14 protein-coding genes are annotated in these 21488 nt (G+C 65.4%); 6 read left to right on the forward strand and 8 right to left on the reverse strand.

Annotated elements, in window-relative coordinates; all coding sequences use genetic code 11:
* The 4 genes from KW832_RS05395 to KW832_RS05410 all read left to right on the forward strand — a co-directional run bounded on the left by KW832_RS05395 (position 1) and on the right by KW832_RS05410 (position 4986).
* The gene (locus KW832_RS05395) at positions 1-1437 is read left to right on the forward strand and encodes an efflux transporter outer membrane subunit (protein ID WP_218299153.1); all 1437 of its coding nucleotides are present in this window, start codon (positions 1-3) and stop codon (positions 1435-1437) included.
* Positions 1438-1544: 107 nt separating this feature from the next.
* A complete protein-coding gene (locus tag KW832_RS05400) occupies positions 1545-2369 on the forward strand; it encodes an undecaprenyl-diphosphate phosphatase (protein WP_121422620.1) in 825 nt (274 codons plus the stop codon).
* 10 nt (positions 2370-2379) lie between these two features.
* Complete coding sequence (locus KW832_RS05405) at positions 2380-3225, forward strand: MipA/OmpV family protein (protein WP_233573352.1); 846 nt, start codon at positions 2380-2382, stop codon at positions 3223-3225.
* A gap of 429 nt (positions 3226-3654) precedes the next feature.
* A complete protein-coding gene (locus KW832_RS05410; RefSeq protein WP_218299154.1) occupies positions 3655-4986 on the forward strand; it encodes a diguanylate cyclase domain-containing protein in 1332 nt (443 codons plus the stop codon).
* A 44-nt stretch (positions 4987-5030) separates the two neighbouring features.
* Here KW832_RS05410 and KW832_RS05415 read toward each other — a convergent pair whose 3' ends face one another.
* The 7 genes from KW832_RS05415 to KW832_RS05445 form a co-directional block, all read right to left on the reverse strand.
* Positions 5031-6515 (reverse strand): FAD-binding oxidoreductase, encoded by a 1485-nt coding sequence (locus KW832_RS05415; protein WP_218299155.1) that lies wholly within the window; start codon positions 6513-6515, stop codon positions 5031-5033.
* 118 nt (positions 6516-6633) lie between these two features.
* A complete protein-coding gene (locus KW832_RS05420; RefSeq protein ID WP_255577540.1) occupies positions 6634-8301 on the reverse strand; it encodes a diguanylate cyclase in 1668 nt (555 codons plus the stop codon).
* Between the two features lie 161 nt (positions 8302-8462).
* On the reverse strand, positions 8463-10244 hold the full coding sequence (locus KW832_RS05425) for a diguanylate cyclase (RefSeq protein ID WP_218299157.1): 1782 nt from the start codon (positions 10242-10244) through the stop codon (positions 8463-8465).
* Between the two features lie 17 nt (positions 10245-10261).
* Positions 10262-11734, reverse strand: a complete 1473-nt coding sequence (locus KW832_RS05430) for an oxygenase MpaB family protein (RefSeq protein ID WP_218299158.1) — start codon at positions 11732-11734, stop codon at positions 10262-10264.
* Positions 11731-12552, reverse strand: coding sequence for a carotenoid biosynthesis protein (locus tag KW832_RS05435; RefSeq protein WP_055397363.1), 822 nt, complete (start codon positions 12550-12552; stop codon positions 11731-11733). The genes KW832_RS05430 and KW832_RS05435 overlap by 4 nt, the downstream gene beginning before the upstream one ends.
* A 184-nt stretch (positions 12553-12736) precedes the next feature.
* The gene (locus tag KW832_RS05440) at positions 12737-13558 is read right to left on the reverse strand and encodes an alpha/beta fold hydrolase (RefSeq protein WP_055397361.1); all 822 of its coding nucleotides are present in this window, start codon (positions 13556-13558) and stop codon (positions 12737-12739) included.
* A gap of 42 nt (positions 13559-13600) precedes the next feature.
* Positions 13601-14428, reverse strand: a complete 828-nt coding sequence (locus KW832_RS05445; protein WP_010459683.1) for a proteasome-type protease — start codon at positions 14426-14428, stop codon at positions 13601-13603.
* 319 nt (positions 14429-14747) lie between these two features.
* Between KW832_RS05445 and KW832_RS05450 the strand changes: the two genes are divergently transcribed.
* Entirely contained in the window at positions 14748-15956 is a 1209-nt protein-coding gene (locus KW832_RS05450; protein ID WP_370628634.1) for an alpha/beta hydrolase family protein, read from the forward strand.
* Between the two features lie 62 nt (positions 15957-16018).
* Here KW832_RS05450 and mutS read toward each other — a convergent pair whose 3' ends face one another.
* Complete coding sequence (mutS, locus tag KW832_RS05455) at positions 16019-18637, reverse strand: DNA mismatch repair protein MutS (protein ID WP_218299159.1); 2619 nt, start codon at positions 18635-18637, stop codon at positions 16019-16021.
* A 345-nt stretch (positions 18638-18982) separates the two neighbouring features.
* Here mutS and KW832_RS05460 point away from each other — a divergent pair, with 345 nt between their 5' ends.
* Positions 18983-21466: a putative bifunctional diguanylate cyclase/phosphodiesterase gene (locus KW832_RS05460; RefSeq protein ID WP_370628671.1), complete on the forward strand. Its 2484-nt coding sequence runs from the start codon at positions 18983-18985 to the stop codon at positions 21464-21466.
* Positions 21467-21488 lie beyond the last annotated feature (22 nt).

Here is a 21488-nt window from a genome sequence, read left to right on the forward strand (position 1 = left end):
ATGACCCGTCCCTTCATCCCCCTCGCACCGGGTGCACGCGCCGCACGCTGGGCCAGCCTCGGGCTCGCGCTGACGCTGCTGTCTGCCTGCTCCGTCACTCCGCCGTACCAGCGCCCCGAGATGCCTGTGCCGGCCACGTTCAAGGAGGCGGGCGCCACCTGGGCGCCAGCCGCGCCTGCCGACGCGCTGGACCGTGGACCCTGGTGGGAGCTGTTCGGAGACGCCGAGCTGAACCGGCTGGCGGAGCAGGTGCAGCTATCCAACCAGAACATTGCCGCAGCAGTGGCTGCCTATGCCCAGGCGCAGGCCGTGGTGCGGCAGCAGCGCGCGGGGCTGCTGCCTTCCGTCAGCCTGTCGGGCGGTGCCACGCGTTCGGGTGGCGAGGGCGCCAGCCGGTCCGGCACCACGACCCAAGCCTCGTTGGGGGTGGACTGGGCCCCGGACCTGTGGGGGCGGCTCGAAAGCGGCGTCAACAATGCCCAGGCCAGTGCGCAAGCCAGCGAGGCCGACCTTGCGTCGGCCCGCCTGTCCGCCGTGGGCAGCCTGGCCTCTGCCTATTTCCAGTTGCGCGAGGCCGATGCGGAAATCGGGCTGCTGCAGGCCACGGTGGAGGGCTACGAGCGCAGCCTGCAGATTGCCAGGAATCGTTATTCCGCCGGAGTGGTGGCCCAGACCGATGTGCTGCAGGCGCAGACCCAGCTGGCAAACGCGCGGGCCGACCTGGCCACCGCGCGCCAGAACCGGGCGCGGTTCGAGCACGCGCTGGCGGTGCTGACGGGGCAGGCGCCCTCCGACTTTGTCGTGCCCAGTGCGCCGTGGGTGGCCCAAGTGCCCGAGGTGCCACCAGGCGTCCCCTCAACCCTGCTGCAGCGCCGCCCCGACATCGCGTCGGCAGAGCGGGCCGTGGCCGCTGCCAACGCGCAGATCGGCATCCAGCGCGCGGCGTACTTTCCCAGCCTGAGCCTGGGCGCCACCCTCGGCAGCGGTGGCAGCAGCGTGGCGGATCTGTTCAAGGCGTCGGGCACTGTGTGGTCGCTGGGGCTGTCCATTGCACAGACTGTGTTTGATGCAGGTGCCACCGCCGCCCGCGTGGAGGAGGCGCAGGCTGCACGCGATGCCCGTGTGGCCGTCTACCGCCAGACCGTGCTGACGGCCTTCCAGAGCGTGGAAGACCAGCTCACCGTGCTGCGCACCCTGCGAGAACAGGAGCCCCTGCGGCGCGAGGCCGTATCGGCCGCCGAACGCACGGCGCAGCAGCTGCTCAACCGCTATCGCGAAGGGCAGGTGGGCTACACCGAGGTGGTGACCGCGCAAGTGTCAGCGCTGTCTGCCCAGCGCGCCCTGCTGCAGCTGCAGGTCAACCGCCAGCTGGCCATGGTGGCGCTGGTGCAGGCGCTGGGGGGCGGGTGGCAGGCGCCGTGGCAACCCCCTGCCTGAAGGCCACGCCAGGTTGTTGGGCATATACTCCTGTTTTGATAGCTGCTAGCGCTTGATAGATAAGCGGTAGAGCCTAATTTGATTAAAATTTATCTCAAGGAGTGTGCGTGGACGTTGTATTGCTGGTCAAGGCCGCCATCATGGGCGTGGTCGAAGGCCTGACGGAGTTCCTGCCCATTTCTTCCACCGGGCACCTGATCCTGGCGGGCTCTCTGCTGGGATTTGATGACGCCAAGGCCAAGGTGTTTGACATTGCCATCCAGACCGGTGCCATCTTTGCGGTGATCCTGGTGTATTGGCAGAAGATCCGCGCCACGCTGGTGGCCTTGCCCACGCAGCGGCAGGCGCAGCGGTTTGTACTCAATGTGCTCATCGGGTTTTTGCCCGCTGTGGTGCTGGGCCTGTTGTTTGGCAAAGCCATCAAGGCCCATCTGTTCACCCCTGTGGTGGTGGCCAGCACCTTCATCATTGGGGGCTTCATCATTTTGTGGGCAGAGCGCCGATCTCCTGCGGCCACCCGCATCCAGTCGGTGGATGACATGACGCCGCTGGACGCCCTCAAGGTGGGCCTGGTGCAGTGTCTCGCCATGGTGCCGGGCACCAGCCGCAGCGGCTCCACCATCATCGGGGGCATGCTGCTGGGCCTGTCGCGCAAGGCAGCCACCGATTTTTCGTTCTTTCTGGCCATTCCCACGCTCATTGGCGCGGGGGTGTACAGCCTGTACAAGGAGCGCGCGCTGCTGTCGGTGGCCGATCTGCCCATGTTCATCACCGGGCTGGTCTTTTCTTTCCTGAGCGCCTGGCTGTGTGTGCGCTGGTTGTTGCGCTACATCAGTACCCATAGCTTTGTACCGTTTGCGTACTACCGCATCGTGTTTGGCATCGTTGTTCTGGTGACAGCATGGACTGGATGGGTGCAGTGGGCGGACTGATAATCCACCCATGAGCCGTTTTGCCCCCATTGCGCCCCTGGTTTCTTGTGCTTCGTTGCTGGCCTGCCTGTGCTCCTGGCCGGCGGCGCACGCCGCGGATGCGCCTGCGGCCGAAGAGCCGCCCAAACCGTTGTTCAACTACGCGCTGGGCGCCATCGTGGGCTCCAGCCCGGACTACGCGGGCGGTGATGGGCGCAAGAACAGCTTGCGGCCCGCATGGGCCATCGAATATGGACGCTTCAGGCTCAGTACCTCGCGTGGCAGCGCCTTCATGGGGCATGGGCTGGGTCCGCGCGAATCGGGTGCCAGTGCCACGCTGGCGCAGGGAGATCAATTCAACCTGAGCGCCTCGCTGCGCATCGACAAAGGCCGTGACGGCTCGGACGCACCGATCCTGGTGGGGTTGCCCTCGGTCCGGTCCACGCTGCGCGCGCGGGTGAGCGCTGGGTATGCGCTGACGCCACGGTGGTCTGTGGGCGCCGGGCTTTCGCAGGACATTCTGGGGCGCGACGGCGGCGCGCAGTTGTCCACCAGCGTGGGCTATACCTGGCCCGTGACCGAGCAGACCAAAGTCACTTTCGGCGCAGGCGCGAGCTTTGGGGATCGCACCTATCTGCGCGGTCATTTTGGCGTGCCTGCGGGTGGTTCCGGGGCCTTGCCTGCCTTTGATCCGGGCGCAGGCCTGTACAGCGTGGATGCCGGTGTGGAGGTCATGTCGGCCATCAATCGCCACTGGGTGATTCTGGGTGCGGCGCGTGTATCGCAGCTCAAGGGCGACGCCCGCCGCAGCCCGCTCACCGTCGAGCCCACAGGGTATTCCGTGTCCGTCGGCCTGGCATACCGCTGCTGCCGTTAGTCCACTGAAACCGAGAAATCGGCTGTGCGTGAGGGTCTGGCAGGGCCGCCCTCTAGGCGGCGGGCGCAGGCGGGTTGCATACCCGGCGAGCACGGCAACGACGAGGGCGGCCCTGCCAGGCCCTCACCCTTCGGGCCGAGGTGGCAGCAGGCGCATCGCTGCGTTGCGGGCCTTGCGCTGCACCCGCTGCCACCTCGGCGCACAGCCGATTACTCGGTTTCAGTGGACTAGCGTGCAACACCGTGCGGGAGCTGGCCTTTTGCGAAAGGCCCGTGGGGCCTGCGGGGGCACCATGGGCCGAAAGTGATAAGCTGGTGCTGACACACTGTTACCTGTAGCAGGGCGATGCAAAGCGGCCACCGTGAAGGAGGTGCAGCGTTGGATCGCCCCCTCTGTCGATGACCATCTCCCCGCCGGGGCTATCGCCGCATGATGCAAGACGAGCCTGAGTTGTCGCAGCCCCCCACAGCCGTCCATCAGGATTCCTGGTCCAAGGCTGAATTGCTGGATCTGATCACCCGCAGCGCGGGTGCCACCATGGCTGTGATCGACCGCAGTCTGGTCATGATCTATGTCAACGAGGAATACGCCCGCTGGTTCGGCGCCGTGCCCCAGCAGTTGGTGGGGAAAACCCTTGTCGAGGTGTATGGTGAGAGCGACTGCGCCCGATTCATGCCCTTCGTCGAGCGTGTGCTGCAGGGCGAGCGGGTGCAGTACCAGCGCCTTCTGCGCACACCGTATGGCATTGATGAATGGCGCACCATCTGCCTGACCCCCTGGCACAACCGGCAGGGGCTGGTGGACGGCTTCATCACCACGGCGCTCGACGTTCATGAACTGCAGGTCACCATGAATGCGCTGCGCGCAGCCAACCAGCGGCTTTCCTCGCACATGGAAAACAGCCCGCTTGCGGTGCTGGAGATGGACCATAACCTCAGGCTCCTGCACTGTTCGCAGCGCGCTGTGCAGCTCATGGGCTGGCTGCAGGTGGCGGGGCTGGAGGGGCGGTTGCTGACGGAACTGGTGGACCCCTCACTTCAGGACGACGGGCTTCAGAGTGCGCTACAGCGCCTGCAGACGGGGCAGGAGTCCCAGAACCGCGCGGAGACCTGCTTTGTGCGGGAGGACGGTAGCGAAGTGCATTGCGAGTGGTTCAACTCCGCACTGACCGACGCCCAGGGGCAGGTCACATCGATCATGGCGCTGGTCCAGGATGTCTCGGCCAAGATCCAGATCGCCCGCCAGCAGCACTATTTGGCCAACCACGATTCACTCACGGGCCTGCTCAATCGGGCGGCTTTTCAGAGCCGTCTGGAACAGTCCCTGACGCAGGCGCGATGCAATGCCGGGTCTGTGGCCTTGCTGTTCATCGACCTCGATGGGTTCAAGGGGGTGAATGACGCCGAAGGCCATCGCGCCGGTGACGAAGTGCTGCGCATTGTGGCCCAGCGCATTGCCAGCACGGTGCGTGCGGGCGACACCATGGCACGCCTGGGTGGCGACGAATTCCTGGTCATGCTCGACCGCGATGTCACCCGCGATGTGACCGACACCATCGGCCACCGCATCATCGAGGCATTGCACCAGCCCATGGTTGTGGAAGGGCGTGACCTTTTCATCGGCGCCAGCATTGGCGTGGCTGTGTATCCCCCACTGGAGGGGGATATCGACGCCCTGATGAACCGCGCCGACCAGGCGATGTACTCGGCCAAACGCGCGGGCAAAGGCCGGCTCCATTACGCGGAAGCGGCCCGTTCCTGAGCGGTGGTCTACCGCTCCAGGGAGGCTGGCCTGCAGCGCCTCCTCTACAGGCTGGGCAGCCGGACGCTCTGCTGAAAGTGGAAGAAGTTCCCGGGGTCGTACTGGGCCTTGACCTGCTGAAGCTGCGGGTATGCAGGGCCCCAATAGGCCTGGGCAAAGTCCTGCAGGCTTGCGTCGGGATAGTTCTGGTACACGTGGCCGTTCAGGAAGGGTTTGACCAGGTTCATGAACCCATCGAGCCAGGCTTCCATCTGGGCCCGCTCGGTGTCATTGGTCCAGAACACGTCCACCACGAGGTCGGCATCCACATGGCGGTGGATGAAAGCGCTGTCGGCCACGGGATAGCGGTTGATGGCGCCGCCATAGGGTTCCAGATAAGCCAGCGACCAGGGGTTGGGCGAAGTCTTGAAGTAATCGATGATGCGTTGCCAGTCGGCTGTTGACAGCGGCGTGCTGATGTAGCCGCAGGCCTTGGTTTCCGCCACGCCGTCGGGCAGGTTGTCTGGCAAGGTGTAGGGGTGGTCTTCCAGCCAGATGTTCATGTCGGGGTAGGTGCCCGTCTTGTCCACCAGCAGCTGTGCGCTCGGTATCGCCATGAGGCGTGCAATGGCCTTCATGCCCTCATCGCGCGTGCCGCAGAACATGCCTTGCACCATGTAGACCGGCGTACTGTTCTGGTAGCCCAGGTTCATCATGTAGCCCAGGGCATCGGGTGCGCCGGTTTTCATGTAGTGGGCTTGCATCGTCGTCAGGACTTCGGCGGCATGCGCGGCGTCCCAGCTGATGGCCCAGGCCCACACCTGGTCCAGCCGGTGCATGCGGTAGGTGACCTGCAGCAACACACCAAAGTTGCCGCCCGTGCCACCGCGCATGGCCCAGTAGAGCCCCGGGTTCTCCTGCGCGCTGGCCGTGACGATGCTGCCGTTGGCAAGCGCCACCCGGAACGATTCCACCAGATCGCTCTGGATGCCGAAGGCCCGCGATGTGTAGCCATAGCCGCCACCCTGCACGAAGCCCCCCACGCACACGCTGCCGCACGCTCCCGTGGGCACATGCCAGCCGGTGTGGTTCATCGCGCCGTTGAAATGGTCGAAATCGGTGCCCGGCAGCACATGCACGCGTTCGCGGGGTGGGTCCAGCACCACGCCTTTCAGGTCGCTCAGGTCCACCACCATGCCGCTGTTGACGGAGTAGCCTGCCGTGCTATGCCCGCCGCAGCGCACGGCCACCCACACGTTGTAGGTGCGGGCCACGGCAAGGCATTCGAGCACATCGTGTTCGCAGGCGCAGTAGACGATGATCTCGGGATAAGCCTGAAACGCGGGGTTGGATTCTTGCCGCGCAGCGTTATAGTCGGGGCTGGACGGCAGCACGATGCGGCCCACCAGCTTGGCCTCCAGCGCAGCCACGGCGTCCCAGGTCAGGGTTGCGCCCGGCGCGTTCGGTGCGGCCTGGCGTGTAGCCAGCGACTGAAAATGCGCAATGCGGGCGTCTTTGGCAATGCGGGCGGGACTTTTGCGATGGGCCATGGTGAACAATCCTTGGGTGGTAACGCGAAGCCCCGTGTTTAACGGAAGCCAGGCCGTTTGACCAGTTCGGAATGGCCCTTGTGGCTCAACCGCCGGGTGCGGTGTGCACTGGTAGCGCTCAGGCCGACGACAGCGCCAGGTCCCCGGTGTTGCGGCGAAGGCAGAATTTCCCTCCTTGCTTGCCGCTGTACATTGCCGCATCCGCCAGCTTCAGCAGGCCCAGTGCGTCGTTGCTGTCGTCCGGTGCAATCGCGTAGCCGATGGTCAATCCCACTTCCACCTGTAGATCGCCCAGCGAGAAAGGGGTGCGAAAAGCTTCCAGCAGTTTGAGCCCCAGCTCCTGGGCTTGCTGGCTGCTGCCAAGGTGGCCCGCCATCACCACAAATTCATCGCCGCCCAGGCGCGCTACCACGTCACTTTGGCGCACATGGCCTTGCAGCCGCCGGGTCACGGCGATCAGCAGTTCATCGCCCACATCGTGGCCGTGCCGGTCGTTGACGGGCTTGAAACCATCGAGGTCCATCACGTACACGGCCAGCAGGCTGTTGGGGCCACTGTGGGGCAGGGCGGAGGCCAGGGCAATGCTCAGGCCACGCCGATTGGGCAAGCCGGTCAAGGGGTCGGTATGGGCCAGCGAGTGCATCGCGTCGCGCTCGCGGTTGGCATCCAGCGCCTCCAGCCGCAATGCCTTGGTGCGCAGGCCCAGCACGCGCATGAAGAGCAGCATGTCCAGCGTTGCACCAAACTGGAAGGAATGCAAAGTCCAGAAATTCACCGGCACCCAGCCGTTGATGACGCCGATGACGATCGCGGTCGCAATGAAGTAGACCAACCAGGCCAGCAGCAGGCTGGTGCCGACCCCATCACCCCGGATCGCACGGCGTGCCGCACCGGGGATGCCCATCAGGGCGGGTACCAGGCCCAGAATGCTCACAATGGCTGCAATGGCGCGGGTGGAGATGGCATCCAGTCCGTATGCCAGTGCAAGGAGCACACACAGTGCCGCTCCACAGCGCATGAAGCGCAGAAAGCGTTTGTTGGAGTCGGGCTCCGACAGGGCCTGTCCGATGAAGAGGAACGAACCACAGGTGGCGAGCAAGGCAGAGAGCCCTCCCATGTGGACTTCATGCCAGAGGCTGTCGCTCCAGAGGAACTGCCGACCCACGCCGAACAGGTGCATCGAAAACAGCAGGCTGCCGGATGTGAGCAATGCGTAGTAGATGAACAGTGGCTCGCGCAGGCTCAGCCATTGGCCCACGCTGTACACAAGCAGGCACAGGGCCAGCCCCGTCAATACGCCCTGCAGCATTTGCTCGTTGACCGCCTTGCTGAGCATGGCTGCAGGCTTGTAGAACGAGATTGGCAGGATCATCGCTCCCCGGGTCTGGATGCGCACCAACAGTTCGTACTGCAACCCGGGCCTCAGATTCAGCGTGAGCGCGTGGGATCGGCTTTGCAATGGACGGTGTGCGTAAGGGTGTAGGCTGCCCAGGGTTGCTTGCTGGACCACATAGCCGCTGGTCGTGAGGTAGACGCCGATGTGGTTCAGGTCGGAGTGGTTGACATCCAGGATCCACTGGGCGTCAGACGTCGAGGCCACTTCGAACGGGATGCGCAGCCAGACTGCATCGGGCCTCACCCCCAACGTGGCGCCCACGCTGGGGGGCGGGGTGAACTTGTCGGACTGCGCCAGTACATCTTCCACTGAAAGCTGAAGGCTGGGATCGCTCAGTAGCGTGACGGCGGGCCATGCATCGATGGCTCCCCGCTCGTCGTTCAGCAGCAAGGGTGAGCTACCTGCCCACGCCCAGGGGCACACCATCAACGCCCAGAGCAAAGCCAGCCAAGGGAGGTGGTGGGGCCGGGGCCGGTTCGGCATGGGGTGACGGCGGGGCATGGTCGGGCTGGTTCAGTATAGGCAAGGCACCACGGTGCAGGAGGCCTGTTTCATGGCGCAAGCGCCAGTTCGCCACTGTTGCGCAGGATGGAGCTTTTGCCCCCTTGCTTGCCGGCATACATGGCTGCATCGGCAAGACGGATCAACCCATGGGAGTCGTCGCTGTCCAGGGGGGCCAGGGCATAGCCGATGGTCAGTCCCACCTTCAGGTTCAGGTCGCCCAGGGAGAACGGCGCATCGAAAGCGTGCAGCAGGGATCGGCCCAGCTCTTCGGCATGGTGCGGACTTTCGAGATGGCAGGCCATGACGATGAATTCATCCCCGCCCAGCCTTGCTACCAGGTCGGTCTGCTGGCGGACACTGGCTTGCAGCCGCTTGCCCACAGCCACCAGCAGGTCGTCGCCCACATCGTGGCCATGTGAGTCATTGATGGGCTTGAACCCGTCCAGATCGATCAGATACACCGCGACCAGATGGCTTGGTGAGCTGGAAGACAGCGCAAGTTGCAGCGCATGCTGCAGCCCACGCCGGTTGCTCAGACCTGTCAGTGGGTCGCTGTGCGCCAGCGAATGCATGATGTCGCGCTCGCGCAGCGCCTCCTGTGCTTTCATCCGCATGGCTTTGGCACGCAGCCCCATGACGCGCAAGAACAGCAGCATGTCCAGCGTGGCGCCGAACTGGAATGAGTGCAGCGTCCAGAAGTTCGCGGGCACCCAGCCCTGCACCAGGCACACCATGAGTGCGGCAGCCACACCGTAGGCAATCCAGGCCGCCAGCAGGGTGGTGCCGATGGGGTCTTTTTGCCGCACCCGCGTGATGGCAGCAGGCACGCTGATGAGAGAAGGCAGGGGGCCTACCAGACTCATGAAGGCGATGGCGATGGCGATGCTCAGCCAGCCCAGCGTGACGGCAACGCAGACCGCTGCTGTGATCGCTGCACCTGCGCGCATGGCGCGTGCGTACCGGCTTTGCGGGTTGTCTGCCAGTGCGGCACTCAGGAACAGGAACGAGCCCGCCAGGGCAATCAACCCAGCGGCCAGTCCTGCATACCGGCTCATCCACAGATTGCCCGGCCATAAAAACTGGTCGCCAATGCCGAAGAACTGCAGCGAAAAACCCGCGCTGCCCAGCACCACCAGTGCATAAAAGCCGAACAAGTGCTCGCGCTGCGTGAACCACTGGATCAGGCTGTACGCCAGCAGGCACAACGCCAGCCCGTTGAGCAGACCCTGCAACATCTGCTCGCGCAGGGCCTGGTGCATCTGGTAGGGCATTTCGCCGACCGTGATGGGCAGGATCAGTGGTCCGGTGGCTTGCACCCGTATCAGCAGGTCGTAAGCCTGTCCGGCCTGCAGGTCGAATGCCATCGCTGGCGTGCGGCTGGATAGCTGCATCTGATCACGCTGGCTGGTGCGAATCTGCTGGAGCACTCGGCCGCCACTGGTCAGGTAAATCTCGGCCTGCAGCGAGCTGTAGCCGATATCCACCATCCAGGGGGCGCGCGGTGTCTTGGGCGCGACGATGGGAATGTGCAGCCACATGGCTGCCTTGTGCACACCCAGCGAGCCACCGCGCCGGGCAGGCGCCTCGAACTCATTCAGGCGTTCCAGCATGTCCTGCACCGAAAGCTGGTACGTGGGATCGGCCTTGAGCGTGATGGCTTCCCAGGCATTCATCTGCGGCCGATCCTGCGTCAGCACCAGAGGCGCGTTCGCCTGCACGCCCGCAGGCAGAGCCATGATGACGAACAGCCAAAGCAGGCTGGACGCCACGCCGCAGCGCGCACGACCAAGCCGGGTGATCGTCAGGAGGGCGCAGACCAGCGGGGACATTGGCGTGGGAACAACGGCTATGTGGGTTGCTGCGCCTGGGCGGGGTGTGCGGCAGGGGCCTGGGCGGCCAGGCCCGCGCTCCAGCTGCCGCGCGTCGTCAGCCGGTCTTCGATCCGGTTGATCCAGCCCGGCGCGTGGGGGTCATCGCTCCAGCTGTGCACCACCTCGTCCACCTGGTTGAGCAACTCGGTGGGCAGTTGGAGGGGGCGGGTCTGGCTCATCAGCACGCGGCTCATGAAGTGGTAGCCCAGGATGCGCGTGAGTGTCCTCACGATCGAGAACCGGGGCAGCACCAGGCGCAGCACGGTGTCGATGGCACGGGCGAGCAGCAACACCCCCCAGAACAGCAGCGCCGATGGCCACGGCACAGGCTGGGTCAGGCCCAGATCGCTGGCCGTGTCGCGCCCGCACAGGTAGCGGGTCATGAGTTCGGGGAAGGGTTTCACAATGTTCCAGGGCAGCGAGTTCTCCATGGTCTGCATCAAGGCCCGGCCCAGGGCAGGGCGGGGGTCCGGTGTAACGGGTTCGGCGCGGCCCCGGGCCTGCATGCGCGCCATCAGGGCCTGGCCCTGGTCCATGGTGTCCACCATCAAGGCCCGGTCGATGCCCAGGATGTGGCCCACCACGTTCCAGGCGTGCAGGTAGGCCTCTTCGTCGGCCGTGCGCAACCTCAGCCCCAAGCGGCGCAAGCTGCGCAAAAACACATAGCCAAACGTTAGCAAGGTGTAGGCCAGCTCTTCCTGGTTGCAGGGCAGTCCATCGCCTTTCAGGTTCCAGCCGCGGGCGTACAGCGTCTGGAACATGGCCTGACGCCCGCCCCCGCTGGGCAGGGCTTGTGGTGCCACCTGCCCGCTGCCCCCGGCCAGCAGCTGTTTGACGGCACTTTGCGGGCTGCCGTGCAGGATCAGGTTGCGGATGGTGGCGTGGATCAGCCGCACCTTGAGCACCTGCGCCACGCCCGCGCCGCGCTGGCTGAGACCACCGTGCAGCATCACGGGGAAGATCATCGCGGCCGTGGACCGGATGCGGTACTCGGCGTTCTGCTCCAGCTGGCCCGAGGTGTGCAGCACGCTGGAGAGGTCGGGGATCACATAACACTCGGGCAGGCTGGCGCAAAACAGCAGGATGCACGACAGCGCCCCATGTTCCATGAACAGCTTCTCGGCACGCTCGATCTTTTTCGCATCGGCCCAGGACGGCAGCACTTGCGCGGTCTGCACGTAGTGGTTCAGTGCCCGGGCCATGGCTGCATCCACCCCGTCACCTTGGGCGGTCCAGCCCACCAGGCTCTTGTTGTCCGTCCATTGGCCGAACAGGCGGTTCACGGTGTCGATGCGCGCCCATTGCGGCGCATCCACCGCGACGTCCCCTGCGGGCCAGTCGCCCAGGATGTCGGCGATGGTCTGGTCGGCCAGGGGGTCGGCGTGGTGCTGCATACCCGCCAGTTCGGCGTCCGAGATGGTGTTGGAGTGTGACGTGTTCTGGTTCATACGCTGGCCTTTGCGGGGGCTGCCCAGCGCTGGTACCCGGCCAGCGCGCACAACAAGGGGATGCCCATCGCAAACGGCGCAATGGAGCGGATTTCCACCGGATTGCCCAGGATCATCTGAAACACCATATTGCTCCCATACAGTGCCAGCGGAACCAGGGCATGGTGGCGCAAGAACGGGCTGGATGGCTGCAGGGCCTGTTTGCGAACCGACATGCGGAAACCGAAGATGATGACGAAGGACACGAACACCCAGCCAAAAAACCCCTGCACCGTCTCCCCAAACCATGCGCCATCGGTCTTGGTCATGATCCAGGCCTTGAGGGTGTACACCATGTAAGGGTCGGCGCCCAGATCAAACGCCGTGACGATCATCGCTGCCAGAAATGACAGCATGGCGGCATTGCCCAGGCCCCGCGCGCCGTCCACCGCGCTTTGCCAGACGATGAGGTTGCAGATCACATACCCCGCATAGGTCAGCGAAAACCACATCAGCGGGATGACCAGGGGCACGTCCCCCAGACGGGGACCCAGCACGTCGGTGTAGGTGTACTGGCCAAAGAACCAGCCGCGCGAGGAGCCCATCTGCTCGGCAAACCAGCCAAAACTCACGGCAATCAGCACAAACTGCAGCGCTGGCCGCGCGCCCAGCAAATGGGTGGCACTGGCCCAGCAGCAGGCAAACATCACGACCGAGGCAATCACCAGGGCAATGGTGGTGTCGTTGTGGGTGCGGACTGCGAGGATGACCAGATAGACGGCCAGCAGCACATAGCTGAGCACAGGCAATCGCGAGGCAAAGTGAGGCAGGGTGGGCATGGGGGTGTATCACACTGTAACAACTCCCCCAGTGTAGGGGATTGCTCCACTCCGGGCGAACCTTGTTTGCCCTGATCGAAGGCCGTCTTGGCGGGGCTTTTCGGCGCTATTCGGGGCATTGCAGGAGGTATTGGGTGCTATGCCGCCCCAAACCCCGCAGCCCCCCAACACTGCGGGTGGGTCGTCAGTGCTTGACCGGGTTCAGCGCCGCCAGATTGAGCAGCGCCGCCTCAATGGCCGCCGCCGTGGCCACGGGCTGCTCCATCGGAAACAGATGGCTGCCGTCCAGCATCATGGTGCGGCCTTTGGTGATGCGCAGTGTCATGGCCATGCCCACCTGCCGCATCTCGTCCGAATCGCGCCCGCCGATGAAGGCGGCCGGGCACTGCAGGGGGTGGGTGCTGAGCAGCCGTCCCAGGTTGTGCGGCAGCGTGTTGTAGATGGCGGTTTCCACTGCGCGGTCAAAGCCCAACACGCGCTTGCCGTCGTGGTCCACCAAGCCGTGGGTGATGTAGTCGCCCAGCACTTCGGGGTCCCAGTGCGCAAAGGCCTTTTTCTTGCGAAAGTGTTCCAGCGCCTCTTCGTTGCTGGCCCAGCTGAAGCGCCGTTGTCGGCTGACCTTGCCCGGCGAGATGGAGCCCACGACCTGCGTGCGTTTGGCCACATCGACCGCGTTGGCCTTCCAGCCGCCCAGCAGGGGCGAATCGATCAACAGCACACCGCGCACCAGGTGGGGGTGGCGGGCGGCGGCCATCACGCTCAAAAAGCCGCCCAGCGAATGGCCCACCAGAAATACAGGCTGGCCCAGGCGCTCCACCTGCGGCGTGGCGAAGTCTGCCAGCTGCTGCACCAGATGGGGCCAGTTGTTGGTCACCGGGTACTTGGGGTCGTGGCCGTAGCGTTCCACCGCGCTGACCTCAATCCCCCGGGCCTTGAGGTGCTGGAAGAGCACGCGGTACGTGCTGGCCGGGAAGCTGTTGGCGTGCGAGAAAACGATGGGGAGCATGGGGATACCGGCGGGGCAGGGCGAACCCCGCCGTCAGAGAAATCAGATGAGCTTGTCGGTGTGGTTGGTGATCTTCTTGAGCGGCTTGCTGCGGGCCGGGTTCACCATGATGGGCACGGTGGTGGCGCCACCCCCCCAGGCCGGGTCTTCGATGCTGTCGAACACCTGGCGCAGCTTCTGGCCCCAGCTGTCGTGCAGCATGCGGAAGTAGGGGTTGTTCTCGTCGATGCAGACCACCTTGGAGGTCGAGAAGCTGTCGGCCTCGTACACCACCAGGTCCAGCGGCAGGCCCACCGACAGGTTGGACTTGAGCGTGCTGTCCATGGACACCAGCGCGCACTTGGCGGCTTCGTCCAGCGGGGTTTCGGGGGTGAGCACCCGGTCGAGCACGGGCTTGCCGTATTTGGATTCGCCGACCTGGAAGTACGGTGTCTCGGACGTGGCCTCGATGAAGTTGCCGGCCGAATACACCTGGAACAGGCGCATGCCTTCACCCTTGATCTGGCCGCCGAACACCATGGACACATTGAAGTCCACGCCCGAGCGCTTGAGCGCTGCGCCGTCGCGTTCGTGCACATGGCGCACCGCAGCACCGAGCACGCGGGCCGCGTCGAACATGCTCTTGGCGTTCCAGATCGAGATCGTCTCGCCCGAGTCACCGTCCTTGAGCTGCTCGGTCTGCAGGATTTCGCGCACCGACTGTGAAATGGACAGGTTGCCTGCCGACAGCAGCACCATGAAGCGGTCGCCCGCCTTCTCGTAGACCATCATCTTGCGGAAAGAGCTGATCTGGTCCAGGCCGGCATTGGTGCGCGAATCGGACAGGAAAACCAGCCCGGCGTTGAGTTTGATGGCGACGCAATACGTCATGGAAGAAGTGGGGTCGTTGTAAGAGGGGAACCCGCGAGTTTAGTCCGGCGTGGGAAGGCACCCTTGGGCAGGGTGCGGGCCAGTCATCGCGTGTGCAGTAGCCGGTATCCTGTATTGATAGCAACCAACGCTTGGTGGATAAGCGCTGGAGGCCATTTTTACTCAAGAATTGGCAGGTCCCAACCTTTTGCGTTCACCCGAAGTTCCGGCGGCAGCCAAGGCAACTGCCGCCCCGGGGGTAAAGGGCTATTGCTTACGGGCCAGGCAGTGTGTGCCCGTCGCTCCTATCATCCGCCGCTTCACCTGGAGGGGCCTTGCCGTGTTGAACCCACTGATTTTGTCTGTAACCCGCCGCGCCTGCGCGCTGGCCTTGGTGGCATTGCTGGCGGCCTGTGGCGGGGGCAGCGCGCAAGACCCCGGCGATGGCGGCAACACTCCGGAGCCACCTCCCGCACCGGCGCGTTCCGGCCAGCTCGAATCCGCCGCCTTGCTTGGCACCGTGCCGGCCGCTGATATCGCTGCAGCGCTGGCCGCCAAGGAGTCGCTGGCCCAGGACGTGGTGCCGCGCTACAGCGTCACTTCTTACCGGATCGAGTACCTCACCACCGATGCCGACGGCAAAGAGGTGCGCGCCTCGGGGCTGGTCAGCGTTCCGCAAAAGCCAGCGGGCGCCAAAAGCCCGGTGCTCAGTTACCAGCATGGCACCCTCTTTCGCGATGCCGAGGCGCCCAGCAACAACGCGGTTGCGTCCGAGGTGGCGGTGGTGCTCGCATCGCTGGGCTATATCGTGCTGGCGCCCGACTACGTGGGCTTTGGCGCTTCCAAGGGCACGCCCCATCCCTACCTGCTGGCGGGGCCGTCCGCAGCCGCCACGGTGGATTTTCTGACCGCCACCCGCACCTGGCGCAGCCAGGCCAACGTGGCAGACAACGGGCAGCTCTTTCTGACCGGCTACTCCGAAGGCGGCTACGTCACCATGGCCACACACCGCGCGCTGCAAGCAAGCGCTTCGCCCCACCTGCAACAGCTGCGCATGGTGGTGCCGGGCGCGGGGCCTTACAACGTGCAGACCACCATGGATGGCCTGGTGGACCTGGTGCGGCAAGAACAGCCGGTGATCGGCGCGCTCATCAACCCGGGCTTCCTGCGCTACCTGGGCGGCAGCGTGCAGCGTGAGGTGCGCCGCCTGCTGCTGCGCGCGCTGATCCCGGGCGATGCCGATGTGGCCTACGACACGCGTTTCATCGACCACTTTTTGGCCGACGACGTGTTGGCCCTGGCCAGCGCCAGCAACGTCTACGACTGGAAACCCAATGTGCCCGTGCGCCTGTACCACGGCCGCGATGACCGCACCGTGCCCTACGCCAGCTCGGTCAGCACCGTGCGCGCGATGCAAAGTCGCGGCGCGGGCGATCTGGTCAGCCTGACTGAATGCCGCGCACAACCGGTGGCCGGGCACCTGCCCTGTGTGCCGCCGTTCATCACCTTCATGCTGGGGCAGCTGGCGCCGGTGGCGCAGGATCTTTAAGCCGGGCAGGTGGCGGGGCTCGCCTTGGTGGGGAGTGCTACCCGCTGGGGTGCGTGACTGCGTCAGCCCGCCATCTTCTTGAGCTGGTACAGCGCATCCAGGGCCTCGCGCGGGCTCAGCGCGTCGGGGTTGATGCCTGCCAGCGCAGCTTCCAGCGGGCTGGCGCCCGCACTCTCAGGCACCTCGGGCGCAGCGAACAGGTCCACCTGCAATTCATCTTCGCCTGCCCGCTCTTCCAGCGCCGCCAGCGCATGCCTTGCATGGTGCAGCACGGGCGAGGGCATGCCCGCCAGCTTGGCCACCTGAATGCCGTAACTGCGGCTGGCCGGGCCGGGCTGGATCTCGTGCAGGAAGACGATGTCGGTGCCGCTCTCGGTGGCGCTCACATGCATGTTGATCGCGTGGCGCGCCTTGGCGGGCAGCTCCGTCAGCTCGAAATAGTGCGTGGCAAACAGCGTGAAGGCGCGGGTCTTGTCGTGCAGGTGCGTGGCAATGCCGCTTGCCAGCGCCAGGCCGTCGAACGTGCTGGTGCCCCGGCCGATCTCGTCCATCAGCACCAGGCTGTGAGGTGTGGCCGCGTGCAATATCTGCGCGGCCTCGGTCATCTCCAGCATGAAGGTCGATTGCGCATTGGCCAGGTCGTCCGCCGCGCCGATGCGGGTGTGGATGGCGTCGATGGGCCCCAGGCGGCAACTGGCGGCGGGCACATGGCTGCCCATGCTGGCCAGCAGCACGATCAGCGCGACCTGGCGCATGTAGGTCGATTTACCGCCCATGTTGGGGCCGGTGATGACCTGCATGCGCGTGTTGGCGTTCAGGCGCGTATGGTTCGCGATGAAGCTGCCGCTGGATGTCTCAGCCAGGCGGGCTTCGACCACGGGGTGGCGGCCGCCTTCGATCTCGATGCAGGGCTCGGGCACAAACTGCGGCGCGCACCAGTTCAGCGTGAGCGAGCGTTCGGCCAGTGTGCACAGCACATCCAGCGTGGCCAGCGCCTGGGCCAGGCGGGTGAGGGCGGGCACGTGGGGTTGGAGCTGGTCGAGGATCTGTTCGTACAGCCACTTCTCGCGGGCCAGGGCACGCTCGTTGGCCGACAGGGCCTTGTCCTCGAAGGTTTTCAGCTCGGGTGTGATGAAGCGCTCGGCGTTCTTCAGCGTCTGGCGGCGGCGGTAGTCGTCGGGTACGCGGTCGAGGTGGCTGCCGGTCACTTCAATATAGAAGCCGTGCACCTTGTTGAATTGCACGCGCAGGTTGGGGATGCCGGTGCGCGCCTTCTCGCGGGTTTCCAGATCCAGCAGAAAGGCATCGCAGTTGGTCTGGATGGCGCGCAACTCGTCCAGCTCGGTGTCAAAGCCGTTGGCGATCACACCGCCGTCGCGCACCAGGGCGGCGGGCTCTTCGGCGATGGCGGCCTGCAGCAGGCCGGTGCAGCCCTCGGGCGGCTGCAGGTGGCCGAAGATTTGAATCAAATAGGGCTCCAGCGCTTGTCCATTCAGCGCGAGTAGCTCTGCTTTTTGTAGCGTTTTGCCCAGGCCCACCAATTCGCGCGGGCGCACCTGGCGCAGGGCGATGCGGGCCGTGATGCGCTCTACGTCGCTCACCCCTTTGAGTTCGCCGCGCAGTGTGGCCCAGGGGCCCGAGCCACCGCCTGCGCCGCCTGCACCCCGCAAGGCTGTGGTGGCCGACAGGCGCTGCCGTGCCTCGGCGCGGTCGCGGCGCGGCTCCAGCAGCCAGGTCTTGAGCAGGCGGCTGCCCATGCCGGTCATGCAGGTGTCCAGCAGTGAGAACAGCGTGGGCGCATCGTCGCCGCGCAGGGTTTTGACGAGTTCCAGGTTGCGGCGCGTAGTGGCGGGCAGGTCGATGAGGTCGTCGTTGCGCTGCACCTGCACGCTGTGCACGTGGGTCAGGGTGCGGCCCTGCGTGTGTTCGGCATAGGTCAGCAGTCCGGCGGCGGCGGCGTGGGCCTCGCCCAGGTCTTGCGCGCCCCAGGCCTGCAGGCTGGCGGCGCCCAGGTTTTCGAGCAGCTTGCGTTCGCCCAAGGCGCTGTCGAATTGCCAGTCGGGGCGGGGGCTCATGGGGCAGGTGAAGGCGCCGCCCTGGCGCAGCACTTGCAGCTGTTGCTCAAAGCGCTCTGTCACGCCCGCGCTGTAGATCAGCTCGCTGGGCGCCACGCGCGCCAGCCAGGCGCCCAGTTCGTCCTGCGCACATTCGGCCAGGAAGACGCGGCCCTGCGTCACGCTCAGCCAGGCCAGTCCACAGCGCGCACGCGGCGCCTGGTGCACGGCCATCAGCAGCGATTCGGATTTGTCGGACAGCAGTTCAGTGTCGGTCAGCGTGCCGGGCGTAACCACGCGCACCACCTTGCGCTCCACGGGGCCCTTGGTGGCGCCCACCTCGCCCACCTGCTCGGCAATGGCCACCGACTCGCCCATCTTGATGAGGCGCGCCAGGTAGTTCTCCAGTGCATGGAAGGGCACACCCGCCATCACCACCGGCTGGCCGCCCGACTGGCCGCGCTGCGTGAGCGTGATGTCGAGCAGCCGCGCGGCCTTCTCGGCGTCTTGCCAGAAGACCTCGTAGAAGTCGCCCATGCGGTAGAACAGGAGCGTTTCAGGGTACCCGTCCTTGAGGGCGAGGTACTGCTGCATCATGGGGGTGTGGTGTTCGAGCGTGTCGGACATGCTGGGGGCCGAGAAATGAGGCGTGGACTGTAGCAGTTCGCTCCACGGGCCTGCACTGCATGCGGCAGAGGGCGGAGCCCGTTGGCCCAGGCGGATACGGTCATCGCCGTGCTGCACGAAGGGCTCCGGGTTTTCCCTTGGGCAAATGCCACAGGTTTTTATTGTTCGTTACGTTTTGACATACTCTTGCCTGTATGCTGGCACATTGGCTGTGACCCTCGGCCCCGCCTTGCGCAGGCGGGATTCCTACCCACCGCAGGCTTCAAAGGTTTCAGAGCGACCGTGATCTCGTCCGAACTGTTGACCGATCTCCTTGCCCCCGTTGGCGATGGCCACATAGAGCCGATGGCGCAGGCGCGTCTGCAGGCGCTGGTCGATGCCGTTCCAGTGGCCTTGATGGAGTTCCGGCTGCAGCACGGGCGTCTGCTGCTGCTGGCCGCCAACGCTGCCGCACGCCGCATGCCCGGCCTGGGGGCGGTGCGCAACCCCGGAGCGGATGCCTGCGAGGTGTTTGACCTGCTGGCGGGCACCCCCCTCATGGACCAACTGCAAGGCGTGGCCCGCGTGGGTGCGCCGCTCGAATGCCGCCAGGTGGTGCGCGAGCCGGGTCGGCTGCTGCTGGCCTGGGATCTGTCAGCCCGCCGTGTGACCAGCGACTGCATCGTGGTCACTGTGCGCGATGCCACCGAGGCCGAAACCCTGCGTGCCGCGCTGGCAGCATCCGAACGTGCCCTGGAAGAAGTGCGCCGCGAACTGCGCGAACAGACCGAGGTCTTCAACACCATGGAGAGCCTGGCCCGCACGGGCCATTGGCGCCGCATCGAAGACCCGGGCGAAACGGTGCTGCTGTGGTCGCCCGGCCTGTGCGACATCGCTGGCTTCGAACAGCAGGAATGGGTGGATCCAGAGCGCGCCGTGAGCGGCATCCTGCCCGAGGACCGCCATGTGTTCGACAAGGCCCGCATGCCAGGTGCCGGCCTGGATGTGGAATACCGCTGGCGCCGGCCCGATGGCGAAGTGCGGTGGATGCGGTCGCGCGTGCAGCGCACGTTGCCACGCGATGGGGTGCAGGTGGTGATGGGCGTGGTGCAGGACGTGACGGACGAACACCGCGCGGCCGAACAGCTGCGCGAGCAGCTGCTGTTCATCCAGCGCATTGCCAGCCGCATCCCGGGCTTTATCTACGAGTACCGACTGCATGCGGATGGCGGCACCAGCGTGCAGTACATCAGCGATGCGGTGCGTGACTTCATGGGGGTGGAGCCGAGCCAGGTGACCGCCGACCACGGCGTGCTCATGCACCGTGTGTTGCCCGAAGACCTGCCGCAGGTGCAGCGCTCGGCGATCACGTCGGTGCGCAGGCTGGTGCCCTGGCAGTGTGAGTACCGTGTGCGCATGCCCGACGGCAGCGTGCGCTGGCACATGACCAATGCCATTCCGCACCGAGAGCCCGATGGCTCGGTGGTGTCCCATGGCTTCACCATGGACATCACAGACCGCAAGCGCGCAGAACAAGAAATCGAGCGCCTGGCCTTCTTCGACGCCCTCACAGGCCTGCCCAACCGCCGCCTGCTGCTGGACCGCCTGCAGCGCTCCATCGCCGCCTGCCAGCGCACCAAGAACCTCGGCGCCCTGCTGTTCATCGACCTCGATAACTTCAAAGACCTCAACGACACCCTGGGCCACGACATGGGCGACCAGCTCCTGTCCCAGGTCGCCACCCGCCTGGTGGGCAGCGTGCGCGAAGCCGACACCGTGGCCCGCTTTGGCGGCGACGAATTCGTCGTCATGCTCGAAGCCCTGGCCCCCGACCTGCAAGACGCCGCCACCCAGGCAGAAACCGTGGCCGAGAAACTCCTGGCCAGCCTGAACCAGCCCTTCGAACTCGACGGCGCTCAGCACTACAGCACCCCCAGCATCGGCATCACCCTCTTTGGCGACGAACGCCTCACGGTGGACGAACTCCTCAAACGCGCCGACCTGGCCATGTACCAGGCCAAGGCCGCAGGGCGCAACACCCAGCGCTTCTTCGACCCCGACATGCAAGCGGCCGTCAACGCCCGCTCCAACCTGGAAGCCGACCTGCGCCAGGGCCTGGCCCGGGGCGAACTGCTGGTGCACTACCAGCCCGTCGTGGACCACCAATCCCAGCTCATGGGCGCAGAAGCCCTGGTGCGCTGGCGCCACCCCCAGCGCGGAATGATCAGCCCCGGCGACTTCATCCCCTTGGCCGAACAGACCGGCCTGATCCTCCCTTTAGGCCAATACGTGCTGCAAACCGCCTGCGAACAACTGCAGCGCTGGGGCCAGCACGAAGCCACCGCCCACCTGTCCATCTCGGTCAACGTCAGCGCCCGGCAGTTCAGGCAACCGGGCTTCGTGGCCGAAGTGCTGCAGACCCTCAAGAACCACCACGCCGACCCCCGCAAACTCAAGCTCGAACTCACCGAAAGCCTGCTGCTGGGAGACATCGAAGACACCATCGCACGCATGGTGCAGCTCAAGAGCGAAGGCGTGGGCTTTGCGCTGGATGACTTTGGCACCGGCTACTCATCGCTCTCCTACCTCAAGCGACTGCCCCTGGACCAGGTCAAGATCGACCAGAGCTTTGTGCGGGACGTGCTGACGGACCCCAACGACGCGGCGATTGTGCGGACCATCCTGGCGCTGGCCAAGAGCCTGGACCTGGAGGTGGTGGCCGAGGGGGTGGAGACGACGGGGCAGCTGAGTTTCCTGAGGCTGCATGGGTGTGAGGGGTTTCAGGGGTATCTGTTTGGGCGGCCCGGGCCGGTGGGGGATATTGATGCCTTGCTGTATCCCGCTCGGTAAGAGCCGCTCGCTGGTTGGCCAG

The organism is Acidovorax sp. sif0632, from assembly GCF_019218805.1.
GTDB classification, from domain to species: domain Bacteria; phylum Pseudomonadota; class Gammaproteobacteria; order Burkholderiales; family Burkholderiaceae_C; genus Acidovorax; species Acidovorax facilis.

Coding starts and splice junctions, on each gene's coding strand:
- KW832_RS05395 (WP_218299153.1), top strand. CDS start 1: ATGACCCGTCCCTTCATCCCCCTCGCACCGGGTGCACGCGCCGCACGC.
- KW832_RS05405 (WP_233573352.1), top strand. CDS start 2,380: ATGAGCCGTTTTGCCCCCATTGCGCCCCTGGTTTCTTGTGCTTCGTTG.
- KW832_RS05410 (WP_218299154.1), top strand. CDS start 3,655: ATGATGCAAGACGAGCCTGAGTTGTCGCAGCCCCCCACAGCCGTCCAT.
- KW832_RS05415 (WP_218299155.1), bottom strand. CDS start 6,515: ATGGCCCATCGCAAAAGTCCCGCCCGCATTGCCAAAGACGCCCGCATT.
- KW832_RS05425 (WP_218299157.1), bottom strand. CDS start 10,244: ATGTCCCCGCTGGTCTGCGCCCTCCTGACGATCACCCGGCTTGGTCGT.
- KW832_RS05430 (WP_218299158.1), bottom strand. CDS start 11,734: ATGAACCAGAACACGTCACACTCCAACACCATCTCGGACGCCGAACTG.
- KW832_RS05435 (WP_055397363.1), bottom strand. CDS start 12,552: ATGCCCACCCTGCCTCACTTTGCCTCGCGATTGCCTGTGCTCAGCTAT.
- KW832_RS05440 (WP_055397361.1), bottom strand. CDS start 13,558: ATGCTCCCCATCGTTTTCTCGCACGCCAACAGCTTCCCGGCCAGCACG.
- KW832_RS05445 (WP_010459683.1), bottom strand. CDS start 14,428: ATGACGTATTGCGTCGCCATCAAACTCAACGCCGGGCTGGTTTTCCTG.
- mutS (WP_218299159.1), bottom strand. CDS start 18,637: ATGTCCGACACGCTCGAACACCACACCCCCATGATGCAGCAGTACCTC.
- KW832_RS05460 (WP_370628671.1), top strand. CDS start 18,983: ATGGCGCAGGCGCGTCTGCAGGCGCTGGTCGATGCCGTTCCAGTGGCC.